The 12,556-nt window shown below is 65.6% G+C and carries 14 protein-coding genes and 1 tRNA gene; 7 read left to right on the top strand and 8 right to left on the bottom strand.

Annotated elements, in window-relative coordinates; genetic code table 11:
- Window positions 1–120 precede the first annotated feature (120 nt).
- The 3 genes from AB5I40_RS23540 to AB5I40_RS23530 are packed head-to-tail and all read right to left on the bottom strand — an operon-like array spanning window position 121 to window position 2,861.
- Window positions 121–993: an LLM class F420-dependent oxidoreductase gene (locus tag AB5I40_RS23540; RefSeq protein ID WP_370932251.1), complete on the bottom strand. Its 873-nt coding sequence runs from the start codon at window positions 991–993 to the stop codon at window positions 121–123.
- Window positions 990–1,859: an LLM class F420-dependent oxidoreductase gene (locus AB5I40_RS23535; protein ID WP_370932250.1), complete on the bottom strand. Its 870-nt coding sequence runs from the start codon at window positions 1,857–1,859 to the stop codon at window positions 990–992. Before AB5I40_RS23535 ends, AB5I40_RS23540 begins: the two co-directional genes overlap by 4 nt.
- Before the next feature lie 39 nt (window positions 1,860–1,898).
- Entirely contained in the window at window positions 1,899–2,861 is a 963-nt protein-coding gene (locus AB5I40_RS23530; protein ID WP_370932249.1) for a YncE family protein, read from the bottom strand.
- A gap of 147 nt (window positions 2,862–3,008) precedes the next feature.
- On the opposite strand from AB5I40_RS23530, the gene htpX reads away from it, so the two are divergent.
- A complete protein-coding gene (htpX, locus tag AB5I40_RS23525) occupies window positions 3,009–3,860 on the top strand; it encodes a zinc metalloprotease HtpX (protein WP_370932248.1) in 852 nt (283 codons plus the stop codon).
- Between the two features lie 195 nt (window positions 3,861–4,055).
- On the opposite strand, the gene AB5I40_RS23520 is transcribed toward htpX, so the two are convergent.
- Window positions 4,056–4,850 carry a MerR family transcriptional regulator gene (locus AB5I40_RS23520; RefSeq protein ID WP_370932247.1) on the bottom strand — a complete coding sequence of 265 codons (795 nt, stop codon included), beginning with the start codon at window positions 4,848–4,850 and terminating at the stop codon, window positions 4,056–4,058.
- A 17-nt stretch (window positions 4,851–4,867) separates the two neighbouring features.
- The gene (locus tag AB5I40_RS23515) at window positions 4,868–5,356 is read right to left on the bottom strand and encodes a VOC family protein (protein WP_370932246.1); all 489 of its coding nucleotides are present in this window, start codon (window positions 5,354–5,356) and stop codon (window positions 4,868–4,870) included.
- Between the two features lie 140 nt (window positions 5,357–5,496).
- Here AB5I40_RS23515 and AB5I40_RS23510 point away from each other — a divergent pair, with 140 nt between their 5' ends.
- A complete protein-coding gene (locus AB5I40_RS23510) occupies window positions 5,497–5,958 on the top strand; it encodes a hypothetical protein (protein WP_370932245.1) in 462 nt (153 codons plus the stop codon).
- Between the two features lie 75 nt (window positions 5,959–6,033).
- On the opposite strand, the gene AB5I40_RS23505 is transcribed toward AB5I40_RS23510, so the two are convergent.
- Window positions 6,034–6,115 (bottom strand) — tRNA-Tyr (locus tag AB5I40_RS23505).
- Between the two features lie 118 nt (window positions 6,116–6,233).
- Between AB5I40_RS23505 and AB5I40_RS23500 the strand changes: the two genes are divergently transcribed.
- The gene (locus AB5I40_RS23500; RefSeq protein WP_370932244.1) at window positions 6,234–6,725 is read left to right on the top strand and encodes a YajQ family cyclic di-GMP-binding protein; all 492 of its coding nucleotides are present in this window, start codon (window positions 6,234–6,236) and stop codon (window positions 6,723–6,725) included.
- Between the two features lie 322 nt (window positions 6,726–7,047).
- Complete coding sequence (locus AB5I40_RS23495) at window positions 7,048–8,274, top strand: AAA family ATPase (RefSeq protein ID WP_370932243.1); 1,227 nt, start codon at window positions 7,048–7,050, stop codon at window positions 8,272–8,274.
- Between the two features lie 12 nt (window positions 8,275–8,286).
- Here AB5I40_RS23495 and AB5I40_RS23490 read toward each other — a convergent pair whose 3' ends face one another.
- Window positions 8,287–8,988 carry a hypothetical protein gene (locus tag AB5I40_RS23490; RefSeq protein ID WP_370932242.1) on the bottom strand — a complete coding sequence of 234 codons (702 nt, stop codon included), beginning with the start codon at window positions 8,986–8,988 and terminating at the stop codon, window positions 8,287–8,289.
- Window positions 8,989–9,187: 199 nt separating this feature from the next.
- On the opposite strand from AB5I40_RS23490, the gene AB5I40_RS23485 reads away from it, so the two are divergent.
- The 3 genes from AB5I40_RS23485 (at window position 9,188) to AB5I40_RS23475 (ending at window position 11,954) form a co-directional block, all read left to right on the top strand.
- Window positions 9,188–10,336 (top strand): exo-alpha-sialidase, encoded by a 1,149-nt coding sequence (locus AB5I40_RS23485; RefSeq protein WP_370932241.1) that lies wholly within the window; start codon window positions 9,188–9,190, stop codon window positions 10,334–10,336.
- 74 nt (window positions 10,337–10,410) lie between these two features.
- Window positions 10,411–11,292 carry a glucose-1-phosphate thymidylyltransferase RfbA gene (gene rfbA / locus AB5I40_RS23480; protein ID WP_370932240.1) on the top strand — a complete coding sequence of 294 codons (882 nt, stop codon included), beginning with the start codon at window positions 10,411–10,413 and terminating at the stop codon, window positions 11,290–11,292.
- Between the two features lie 17 nt (window positions 11,293–11,309).
- Window positions 11,310–11,954 carry a hypothetical protein gene (locus tag AB5I40_RS23475; RefSeq protein WP_370932239.1) on the top strand — a complete coding sequence of 215 codons (645 nt, stop codon included), beginning with the start codon at window positions 11,310–11,312 and terminating at the stop codon, window positions 11,952–11,954.
- Window positions 11,955–12,029: 75 nt separating this feature from the next.
- Here the strand turns inward: AB5I40_RS23475 and AB5I40_RS23470 are convergent, their stop codons facing one another.
- Window positions 12,030–12,512: a hypothetical protein gene (locus AB5I40_RS23470; protein ID WP_370932238.1), complete on the bottom strand. Its 483-nt coding sequence runs from the start codon at window positions 12,510–12,512 to the stop codon at window positions 12,030–12,032.
- Window positions 12,513–12,556: the final 44 nt, after the last annotated feature.

Below are 12,556 nucleotides of genomic sequence, written 5' to 3'. Positions count from 1 at the left end.
AGCTCACCGGAGTCGATTCGGAACCGAGATAATGACGGCGGCGGAATGCCGCGAGGTGCTGTGACGAACGGGTGACCGGCTGGCACCGGATGGCGCAGCCGTCACCCGTTCGTCAGCGGGTCACAGCTTTTCCGCCGCCGGGATCACTTCGGTGGCGAACCGTTCGAGCACCGCCGGGTCCGGAACGCCTTCCGCCCAGCCGGTCGCGACGCTGAACCCGAGTTCCGACAGCCGGCCCAGTTCATCCAGCAGTTGCCCGGTTTTCTCGCCGTTTTCACCGGTGTCCAGCCGCACCGCGGCGGTTTTCGTGATCTCGGAGTAATCGCGGCCGACGTCCTCGCAGTGCTGCTTCAGGACCTCCAGTTTGCGCGGAAGGTCCGAGTTGGGCATCAAATTGCAGATGTCGCCGTATTGCGCGACGAACCGCAGCGTCTTCTTCTCGCCGCTCCCGCCGATCATGATCGGCGGATGCGGACGCTGGATCGGCGGCGGGCTGTTCAGCAGCCGTTCGGCGCTGACGTGCGTGCCGGTAAAGGGTTCGTCGCCTTCGGCCCACATCTGGTGGACGTACCGGAGCGCGTCCTCGAGTTGCTCGAAGCGCTCCTTCATCGGCGGGAACCGGAACCCGAGCGCGCGGGACTCCTCCTCGTTCCAGCCCGCCCCGATGCCGAGGATCGCCCGCCCGCCGGACAGCACGTCGAGCGTCGTCGCCGCTTTCGCGAGCAGCCCCGGGTGCCGGTAAATGACGCCGGTGACGAGAGTGAGCAGTTTGACGCGTTCGGTGTGCGCGGCCAGGAAGCCGAGCGTGGTCCAGGCTTCCAGCATTTCGTGCTCGGGCGGGCCGTAGCTGGAAATCTGGAAGAAATGGTCCATCACCGACAGGTATTCGAACCCGGCCTCGTCCGCGGTCCGGGCCACCCGCGCCAGGTCCGCGCCGAGCGCCGCCGGGCCGTTCGGCCAGGTCTGCTGAGCGAGATGCAACCCCAGTTTCATGCCAACTCCTTAACCGCCGGAATGATGTCTTGCGCGAAAATCTCCATGCGTCGCCGGTCTGTGCCGCCGGGAAACGGGCCGATCACGGCTTGCACGCCGAGCCCGTGCAGCCGCCGAGCCTCGGCGAGGAAGCCGCCGGCTTTCTCGCCTGCCGGGCCGATGTCCAGATAGTGGTAAACGGTCTTGGTGATCTCGGCATAGTCGCGGCCTTCGGCCTCGCAGTGCCGCTTCAGCACGTCCAGCTTGTGTTCGAGGTCCGGCCCGTTGCCGAGGTTGCAGAAGTCGCCGTACTTGGCGACCAGCCGGAGGGTTTTCCTTTCGCCGCCGCCACCGACCATGATCGGCGGCCGCCCCAGCGGCTGCGGGCTGTTGAGCAGCCGGTCCGCGGTGAAATACTTGCCGGAGAACGGTTTGTCGTCCTCGCCCCACATCTGCCGGACATACCGCAGGTTCTCCTCGAGCAGCTCGAACCGCTCCGAAGTGGACGGAAACGGAAAGCCGAGCCCGCGAGCCTCCTCCTCGTTCCACCCGGCCCCGATGCCGAGCATGGCCCGTCCGCCGGACAGCACGTCGAGTGTGGTGACCGCTTTCGCGAGCAGGCCGGGATGCCGGTAAATCGCGCCAGTGACGTAGGTGAACAATTTCGCGCGCCGGGTGTGCGCGGCGAAATAGCCGAGCGTGGTGTACGCCTCAAGCATCGGGCGATCGCTCGGGCCGACGCTGGGAATCTGGAAGAAGTGGTCCATCACGGCGAGGTAGGCGAACCCGGCGTCGTCCGCTGCCCGCTCCGCCGCGGCCAACTCCTCGCCGAGCGCGGCGGTCCCTCCCTGCACGGTGAAGTCGGGGACCTGGAGACCAAGTTCCATACCGGACACCGTATACCTGGAGTAACTTCATGTGTGCGGTCAGAAATCGCGCACGATGGTGACGGTGCCGTGCAGAGGATCGGTCACGTACACCGTGCGCGTCCGCTGATCCACCGCCACGGCGCCCGGATTCACGCCGAGACCGAGTTCCCCGGTCAGGGTTTCCGTTCGTCCATCCACACGAGACAGTCCATTTTGCCCGCCGTTGGTGTACACGACGTCGCTGCCCTGATGCACCGCCAGCGAGGACGCCTCGCTGCGCAAGAGCACCGTCTTGACTTGGGCCCGCGCTGATCCGTCCACAATGGACATATGGTGAATCGCCGAATTCGCCACGAACACCGAGCCGCTCAATTCGTGCACGTCGATCCCCGTCGGAGAAGCACCCACCGGCACGCTGGCGGTGAACGCTCCCTGGTCGAGGTCGCAGATCTCGACCGAGTTCGTGGTCGGGCTGGTGCAGTAGGCGCGCCGCCGGCCGCGGTCGAGCGCGATCCCGGCGAGGCCCGGCTTCGGCGCGGGCAACAGGTCCTGCTGAGTGAGACTGATGCTGTCGAGCACCGCGAACGTGCCGGTCTTGCCGCTCACCGCGTACACGAGGTTGGCCTGCGGGTCGATCGCGACCGCCGAGGCGCCCGCTCCCGCGCTGACGACGCTCAGCAACCGGTGGGTCTGGCCGTCAAAGGCCAGCACCGTGCCGCCTGGCGGATTGGCGACGTAGATCCGGTCGGTGCCCACCACGACGTCGCTCGGCTCCCCGCCCACCGCGAGCGCGGACACCACCTTCCCCGCGTCCGGATCGAGCACGAGGACCGTGCCGGACGCCTGGTCGGCCGCGTAAACCAGCCCGGTGACCGGACTCACCGCGATCGCCGAAAGTGTCCCGCCGACCTGCACGGTGCTGACCCGCCCGGACGCTGCCGCGGTACCGCCGAGCAGCGTCGCCGCACCCGCGCTGACCAGTGTAAACAGCCCTCGCCGGGGTAACTGGGAACCGTGCATCGCTCACCTGCCCCGGTCGGTTGGGTTGCCCGCTGACCCTAACTCGGACCAGGATCATGCGAAGGAACTTCGGGTCCCCCGATCGCGTTGTTTCCAGTGAGTAACCCACTTTGCGGCAGCTGCCAGAGCGGACGGAGGCGAGCGCGCGTGCACAAGCACCACAACGGGCTGAAGACGGCGATGCTGCTCGGTCTGCTCTCGGCGATCATCATCGGGATCAGCGGATTGTTCGGGCGAGGAGCCCTGGTGATCGGGCTGATCGTGGCGCTCGGGATGAACGCCTACGCCTACTTCAACTCCGAGAAGATGGCCCTGCGCGCGATGCACGCGCGGCCGGTGTCCGAGGTTGAGCAGCCGGCGATGTACCGGATCGTGCGGGAGCTGGCTACTTCAGCGCGGCAGCCGATGCCTTCGTTGTATGTGAGTCCTACTGCGGCGCCTAATGCCTTCGCTACTGGGCGTAATCCGCAGCATGCTGCTGTGTGCTGCACTACGGGGATCTTGGAGCTGCTCGATGAGCGAGAGTTGCGGGCGGTGCTCGGGCATGAGTTGTCTCATGTGTACAACCGGGACATTTTGATCTCTTGTGTGGCTGGGGCGCTGGCCAGTGTGGTCAGCGTGTTGGCCAATATCGCGTTCTTCTTTGGGGGGAATGATCGCGAGGGTAATCCGTTTATGTCGCTGCTGTTGGTGTTGATTGGGCCTATTGCGGCTGGGGTTGTCAAGATGGCGGTTAGTCGGTCTCGGGAGTATCAGGCTGATGCTTCTGGGGCTGAGTTGACTGGGGATCCGTTGGCGTTGGCTTCGGCGTTGCGGAAGTTGGAGATGGGGACTCGGGCTGCTCCTCTTGCGCCTGAGCCTGCTGTGGTGTCGCAGTCGCATTTGATGATTGCTAATCCGTTTCGGCCTGGGGCTGGGCTGAGCAAGATGTTTTCGACCCACCCGCCGATCGAGGACCGGATTCGGCGGCTTGAAGAAATGGCTCGGCGGGGGCGGTGAGCTCGTCGCCTGGCGGCAACATCGCTGGGGGTTGCGTAGGGCACCCCGAAGCTTGAGTGTGCTGACGGCCTGGGGGTGCTTGTCAAGGCGGGAAAGATGCCTTGACAAGCACCCCCAGACCGCAGGGACGCTTCATATCGGGGTGCGGGGGAGGGGCTGAGTGCCTCGATCGTGGGTGCACCGGCTGCGGTTTGGTTACTCCCAGACCGCTGTTGCTGGGTTTACTCCGTGGGTGATCGCGTTGGCGAAGATCACGTCCCGTAGCCAGGTTGCTAGGCCGGGTGCCAGCGCGTCGTAGTACTCCGTGTAGCCGGTCTCGGCCACGAACTTTCGGCCGATGCACACGTGCATCGAATGCGTGCAGTCGAAGTAGCGGGACAGCGTTGCTCGGTGTCGCTCCGCGAGGGTGTTCGCCTCTGGTGTCCCGGGTTCGATCCCCGCTCGTCGTGCTGCGGCGAGGTCTGTGTGGAGGGTCTCGTGTTCGGCTGCGGCTTCCTGCCAGTCTTGCGGGGTCAGGTCGGTGGTCCGCTCGCGGTATTCGGACCACTGCTTCGTGCCGCCCCAGAGTTCTGCGGCCTCGTCTACCCACTCTGGGTTCCAGTCGGATCCGAATATCTCGACCTGCTGCTCCGCCGTCAGCTGCATCCCGCCGCGAGTGGCCGCCGCCATGCGGTCAACCGCGGACACCATGTGTTCCAGTTGCTCGATCCGCTCCCGCAGTTCGCGGCGCTGGCGGGTCAGGTGGGCGTGTGCGTCGGCGGTCGGGTCGTCCAGGAGGCGGCCGATTTCTGACAGGGGGAAGCCGAGTTCGCGGTAGACGAGAACTCGGTGCAGGCGCGCGATGTCGTCGGCGGAGTACACGCGGTAGCCGGACCTGGTGCGCTCGCTTGGGCGCACCAGGCCGACTGCGTCCCAGTGGTGCAGGGTTTTCACACTCACGCCGACGAGGGTTGCCGTGCGTCCGACAGTGAGGCCGTCTTGCTCGGTCACGGCCTCAGTGTCGCAGGTCACGAGCGTGGGACGTCGATCCCCACGGCGCGCATTCCCTCCGCGACGGGGCCGTCCGGGTCGATCGGCTCCGCGGCGGTCATCACGACCCTCGTGCCTTCCGGCGTGACGACCGTCAACTCCCGCGAGTTCCACGGCATCAGCTCCGGCCCGCTCGTGCAGCCCGGCGTGATTTCCTCACACCGCTTGGCGATTTCGTCGAGTTCGCTGAGCACACAGGAGAAACTGATGCTGGCCTCGCTCGGCGCCGCGGGTGTCCCTGGCTTGAGCAGCACGTCCTGAAACGCCCAGCGGCGCAGGTGCACGACCTGGCCTGGGAGGGTGAAAAGGTTGTCGAAGCCGAGCCCGCGAAGCCAGAAGTCAGTGGAGGCGTCGAGGTCGGCGGTGGGCACGTTGGGAAACATCGGCATCCCGTAGAAGCCGAGGTAGTTGCCCGGAGAGACCGCGTCGTAGGCGGGCATCGGAACCGGGCCGCGAAATTCGTTCATGTCGACGAGCGTGCAGCCTCCTGCCGCAGGAGGGTCAAGCCCTCCGTAGCGGGCGGGCGGGTTTCTCCGACATAGGGGCAGAGCCTTCGACGACTGCCAGAGCATTTCGGCTTCGACGTCGCCAGGCAAGGAGGGTCACCATGACTCGATCCATCAGGCTGCGAACGGCCATACTCGCCGGAGCGTCAGTGTCCGCCCTGCTCGCGGGCTGCGGCGGCGGCAGTCAGCCCGGCGCCGGCGGTTCAGTGGATTACGTCCAGTACCAGACGGACGCGGGATCCGGCTCCCCGCCGGGAGCCTCGTTCAGTCTGCTGTGGACCTTCGACCCGGAAACCATGCAACTCTCGCCCGGTGACTGCACAGCGGCCCAGGGTGACGAGACCCGCCTGGAAACCGACACGGCCACCTGGCCCGATGTCCTGAAACAACCCATGGACAGCGCCGAGAAGAACTTCCGCGCCGCGATCGCCGCCTGCTCGTCCGGCGACTTCACCACGATGACGAGCGACATCAACCAGGGCAAGGACGGCCTGGCGGCCACGCGGGACGCGTTCGGCGCGCACTGCAAACCGTCGAGCGACGCGACCAAGTTCGCCTGCTGACGCTGAGCGCGTCCGGTGTCGGCCGGGTAACCCAAAAGCACCCCGTGACCTGGTCGGTCCCGGGGTGCTGCGGTGTGGCAGGTGAGGGATTCGAACCCCCGAAGGCTGAGCCGTCTGATTTACAGTCAGATCCCTTTGGCCGCTTGGGTAACCTGCCATGGCCGGGCGAACCGGCCGGGAAGAAGGATACCCAACGGTCCGGACGGCCGGTCAACCGGGATCCCCCGGCGCTACGCTGGGGGTCCCTGACGAGCTGAGACAAGGTGTGAGGACACGTGGCGGATCCCTCTTTCGACGTGGTGAGCAAGGTCGACCGCCAGGAGGTGGACAACGCGCTGAACCAGGCCAGCAAGGAACTGGGCACGCGGTTCGACTTCCGCGGCACCGGAACCGGCATCAGCTGGTCCGGCGAGGAAGCCATCGCGATCGAGTCGGAGACCGAAGAGCGCGCCCTCGCGGCGGTGGAGGTCTTCAAGGAGAAGCTGATCAAGCGGAACATCTCGCTGAAGGCCTTCGAAGCCGGCGAGCCCGCGATCTCCGGCAAAATTTACAAGATCAGCGGCAAGATCCTGCAGGGCATCGCGTCGGACAAGGCGAAGCAGATCGCGAAGTTCATTCGCGACGAGGGCCCGAAGGGCGTGCAAGCCCAGATCCAGGGCGACCAGCTGCGGGTGTCGGGCAAGAAGAAGGACCAGCTGCAGGATGTGATCTCCCTGCTGAAGGGCAAGGACTTCGAGATCGCTCTGCAGTTCACCAACTATCGGTGACTTTTTGGCGTTGACCTGCGGGTATCCGGTTCGGATGCCCGCAGGTGCGCCGGTGCCGAACGGCACTTCGGGCCGGGGGCGCGGGGCTCGCGAGACCACCCGCTCGTGACCTGTTCAGCGGCTGGGAAATCGTCCGGAAATGCTATAGTTAGCGGCCAGTTGGCGACTGCAACTGGAGATGCTAATGCCACCTGTGTTGGCTTGGGCGGTTTCAGTATTCAGCGGACTCACGGTCGCGGGAGTCGTCGCAACCGGACGATTGGCGTGGCAGCGGCGGCAGGTTCCCGCGGGATTGTCGCGTTCGGTATATCGGCGAAGCTATGTGTCGACCATTTTGCAAGCCTCGAAAAATCCGCAGGTAGACAATCTCGACATTTTCACGCCTAATCTGACGCCCGCGCAAAACAAAGGTCTTCTCGCGGAAATGCAGGCCGCGTGGGTGGAAATACATCGGCGCGGTCAGGTCCGGGTCGTCATCAGCACGTCGCAACAGTCGTTGACCGCCGGTGCGGAACTCGTCAAAAGCGGCGTCGAAGTGCGCGTGCCGCGAGTTCTGGCCAGCGAGGATGTCTCGTACCACATCTTCCGGGGCGGAGAAAGCGCCACGATCATCGTGAACTACCGGGACTCCGGCAAGAACTTCCCCACCAAACTGGGCGGCCCGTCCCTGCTCGAAGTCTTTCGCAGCAACTTCGAGAAAATCTGGGCGAGCTCAGCGCCGTACGAATCCGTTATCGCGGAGAAGATCCTGGAGAACACCGGGCCCGCGACCGGCAAGTCGCAGATCCTCGAGCGAATCACCGAAACCCGGGCCATCTACCGTCTGGACAAGTCCGCGGAGAAAGCCATCGTGACGCACGTCGCGTTCCGGCGCGACTCGTCCGTCATTTTCATCGTCGGGCTCCCCGGAGCCGGAAAGTCCACTATCCGCAGGGAGCTGTCCCTGCTGCTGCGGAAACGTCGGTTTCAGACCGAGGAACTAACGGACTACGTATACGCGTTTCGCGACTTCGTCCACGGTGCGATTCTCCTGGACGACACGCGCGGAAGGGGGTTCCGGCCCTCTCTTGGCGGAGCGTTCCGGGTGGCTGACGAAATCCATCTGAAGCCCGCGTTGAAGTCTCTCGCCGAACAGGTTTGGTCGAGCAAAAGCGCCACGCGCATCACCCTGGTCGAATTCGCTCGAGCCGACATGCTGGACGCACTGCGCGAGTTCGGCGACGACGTCCTGCTGCGATCGCAGGTAATCCACGTGCATGCGGAACCCGAGACGCGCGACCGCCGGCTCAAGGTTCGGGCCACGCCGCCGATGATCGCCGTCGACCAATTGTCGGTGAATATTTCCGTCTCGGACGACCATCGGTTGCCGACCACGGCGGCGGGCGAGCTGTACGACCACGAAGGCCTCGACGAGCTGCTCAAGTACCGGGCACTGCAAGGCCGGATATTTCAGATCGACAACAACGCTGACACAGCAACCCAAACGGAGACTCAGGAACGGCTCTCCGAGTTCGTCAACAGCGTGACCAAAGCGTACGAAAGCTCCTGAAAAACGGCCGCGTCACGAGGCCGTAAAAGTCCAATCCCCGTCGTAAGCCTCCACCGCCACGAACGCCTGCCCGTGCAGCGGGAACTCCCCGTCATACGGAATGATCTGGTTCACGACCAGGTCCTTCTGTCCGTCGCACATCGTCCAGACCCCGCTGTGCCCCCGCGAGTTCGTGGTGAACTTCCCGCGCGTCATGCCAGGTGGAATCGCCAGCACCGCGTCGCCGTGCGCGCTGTGCGGTTTGCCCGGTTCGACCATCGGCAGGCCGCGGTAGTCGGTGATCGTCGCGGTCCAGGCGGCGTCCGCGGTGATGTCCAGTTTGTGCACCCACCTGCCGCCGAGCGAGACGTTGAACCAGGCCGTCCCGTGGTAGGGGTTGCCGGCGTTGACCAGCAGGCTGTCGATGCCGTCCGTCTTCACCGCGATGTGCCCGTCGCACTTCGGGCAGTCGAACTTCAGGAAGCCCGCGACCCCGGAAGGCCAGGTCAGCGGCACCGTCGCGTTGCCCTTGCCCTCGTGGGTCTCGGTGGGAGCCTCGACGAACCGGGGCTCTTCCAGCTCCGGCGGCGGCGGAAGCACCGGCGCGGGGGCGTGGCTGGGCTCGTCCGGCAGCCGGCGCACGATCGCCCCGACACCCGACGGCTGCAGCGAGCACGACGCGGTGATCGCCACGGCCGCGCAGACTGCGGCGAGACGCCCGATGGTGCGGCGCATGGTTCCCCCTAGCGTGCCCCGACGGGGCCTCCCGATGATCTTTCGTCACGCTCCGCCCGGTCGTTACGCGGCGGGTGCCCCTGAACAGCCCAGCGATCTCCTCGAAGGGGTGGACTCACGCGGGTGACCAGGCGAAATCGATGGTGTCCAGGCGACCACGTGGTGTAATCGCCCGTCTGGTCGTGAGAGGAGTTTCTGAATGCGCCGCTGGACTCCCGTGCTTGCCTTCCTCACCTCGCTGGCGGTCCTCGCGACCGTGCTCGCGCCGGTCGCGGAAGCAGCGGGCAAGAAGTTGCTCGTACCCGGTTTCGGCTCGTACCCGAGGCTGGTGCGGCTGGAGTACTCGCCGTTCGGGCGCGGGACCATCATCGCGGCGCTGACCAGCGAGGACGGCAACGGCCGGTTCGCGCCGATCCTCGAAAGCGCCGACGAGGGCGAGACCTTCCACCGGATCAGCGAGATCCGCGACCCGGACGCCAAGTTCGGCCAATGCTGCGGAACGCTCTACGAACTGCCGCAGCGGGTCGGCAGGCTGCGCGCGGGCACGCTGCTCTGGGCGGCGACCTACCGGCAGGACTCGGGCCCGCAGCGCCGGATGGGGATCAAGGTGTGGGCCAGCCGCGACGGCGGCCGCAACTGGCGGTACCTCTCCGAGGCGGCGCTCTCGCACAACCACGACGGCATCTGGGAGCCGGAGTTCACTGTGGACGCCGGCGGCACGCTCTGGCTGCACTACGCCGACGAGACGCAGGCGCCGAAGTACGGCCAGGTGCTCAACCGCGTCGCCTCGACCGACGGCATCAACTGGGGAACCAAGCAGCTCACGATGGCCATCGGGCCGTCCAGGGTGCGGCCGGGCATGCCGAACATCCGCAGGCTGCCCGACGGGCGGTACTGGTTCGGCTACGAGATCTGCAACTACCGCGACCGCTACTGCGATCCGTATTACAAAATCTCCGCCGACGGCGCGAACTGGGGCGACCCGGCCGACCCCGGCACCCGCGTGAACACCGCGAACGGCAACTACTTCCAGCACGCCCAGACCACCACCCTGTTCCCCGGCGGCCCGAACGGCGTGCGGCTGGTGATGGTCGGCCAGATCTACACGCGGGCCGACGGCACCCCGGTGTCCGGAAACGGGCAGACGCTGCTGGCCAACGACAACTTCGGCGCCGGAAACTGGTACGAGATGCCCGCGCCGGTGCACATCACCGGCATCTACAACAACTACTGCCCCAACTACTCGTCCACCGTGCTGCCGGTCGACGGCGGGAAGAACGTGCTGGAGATCGCCACCGAGTACGCGAACGGCTGCCAGGCGTATTTCGGCAAAGGCCCCGCGTTCTGAATTGAGCGGAGTCCCAGACGACCTCGAAGCTCACTCGGTACGGTGAACCCCACCACCGCACGTGAGGAGGGGCTGTGAAGGGCATCGTGCTCGCCGGGGGCAGCGGAACCCGTCTGCACCCGATTACGCAGGCCGTGTCGAAGCAGCTGCTGCCGGTCTACGACAAACCGATGATCTACTACCCGATCTCGGTGCTGATGCTGGCCGGGATCCGGGAGATCCTGATCATCTCGACGCCGGCCGACCTGCCGAACTTCCGCCGCCTCCTCGGCGACGGCAGCCAGTTCGGCCTGTCCTTCTCGTTCGCGGAACAGCCGAGCCCGAACGGCCTCGCCGAAGCCTTCGTGATCGGCGCGGACTTCGTCGGCGACGATTCGGTCGCGCTGGTCCTCGGCGACAACATCTTCTACGGCCAGGGCTTCTCCACCACCCTGCGCACCGCGGCGACCGACCTGGACGGCTGCGTCCTGTTCGGGTACCAGGTGAAGGACCCCGAGCGCTACGGCGTCGGCGAGATCGACGAGAACGGCACTCTGCTGTCCATTGAGGAGAAACCGGAGAAGCCGCGGTCGAACAACGCGATCACCGGGCTGTACTTCTACGACAACGAGGTCGTCGACATCTCCCGCAACCTGAAGCCCTCGGCGCGCGGCGAGCTGGAGATCACCGACGTCAACCTTTCCTACCTGCGCCGCGACCGCGCCAAACTGATCGAGCTGAGCCGCGGCTTCGCGTGGCTCGACACGGGCACGCACGATTCGCTGCTGGAGGCCGGGCAGTTCGTGCAGGTACTGGAACACCGGACCGGCGTGCGGATCGCGTGTCTGGAAGAGGTCGCGCTGAAGATGGGCTTCATCAGCGCGGACGAATGCCATGCGCTGGGGACCAAACTGGCCAAGTCGGGATATGGCGAGTACGTGATGAACGTGGCTCTGCTCGCGGGGGCGCAGAGCTGATTCTTTCCTGAGGGGGCATGGTGAGCTACGACCTGGGAATCTGGGCTGGGGATGCCGATGATCCGCAAGCCCGCTACGCCCGTCTTTGCGAAGGTTCGGACCCGGCTGATTCGTCGCTTGACGGGTTCTGCCGTGACCTGACCGCGAAATACCCGGAACTGCACGAGGACCTCGAAGCATCCCCATGGAGCGCGGCGATCGAGCGCTCCGGCGACGGCGCGGTATTGACGATGCAACACCCGCGGGCGGTCGAGGTGACGCGCGTTATCCTTGACCTGGCCCGAAAACACAGCCTGACGGTGTTCAATCCGCAGACTGGCGAGGTGCACCGGCCGAACGTGCTGGACCTGACCATGTGCGACGGCTCCCGGGTCGAAAACCCTGATGCGGCAGGGATCAAGGCGGCGCTGGGCCGGTTGTCGGCGAAGAACTGGTACGCGGTCTTGGAACGCGGCGACCACTATGTCCAAATTGGACAAGGCAAGTTCGCTGCGGCTCGGAAGGGGAAGTTCTCGCTGGAGCGTCGGGACGGGTCGCCGGAGCGGCATTACCGCACGGAGGCCGGGAGCCTGGCGGAGGTGGTGACAGCGTTCACCGGCTTCGCGGAGGGCGATTCGGCGTGGGTGGAGGGCTTCGAGTGGGAGAAGGTCGACTTCTCCTGACGTGCGCCTACGCCGCTGGCGACTCGGTCCGCTAGATCAGCCAGCGTCATTTCGGACAGGGCCACGCCAAGTGCGTCAGGTTCTTTTTAGTCGATACTGAGCTGTTGAACTGCGTGCGGTGGTGGGATTCGGCGACGTTCCGCCACGCGCGCCGTCAGTCTTCGCGACGTCGAACTCACCTGCTTTGTTCGCGACCCGTTCCTGGCCCGGCCGAGCTCTCTCGATCTTCTCGTCGTCCAGCGTCGGGTCCGCGCGCGGTGCCTCGAAAGTCCGGACGACGCCGAGTTCGATTTTGCCGGAGCGTGTTCGGACGCCTCGACAGCCATCGTGGTTGGTGGCGAGGTCGCACATCTTCCGGGCGACGCTGTTGGGGTTGCGGAACCTCTCGCCGCGCACCTCCGGCGGGTGGATCGACATGCGTTGCAGCAGCTTGGACAGGTCGATGACCTTCTGGTCATTCGGTGTCAGCGGACGCCAGTCGTTTTGCACCACGAGCGCGCAGGCAAGGAGCGTCTCGTCCCTCGTCCAGGCCGGTCGCTTGCGCTTCCCCTCAGCCATAACTGCACCGTAGCGCGCACCACCGACAAAACCCCGGAACAAAG

Origin of the sequence: Amycolatopsis sp. cg13, from assembly GCF_041346965.1 — a bacterium.
In the GTDB taxonomy this organism is placed as follows: Bacteria; Actinomycetota; Actinomycetes; order Mycobacteriales; family Pseudonocardiaceae; genus Amycolatopsis.
Note: the sequence above shows the minus strand (reverse complement) of the source record. Positions and strands in the feature narration are given on the sequence as shown.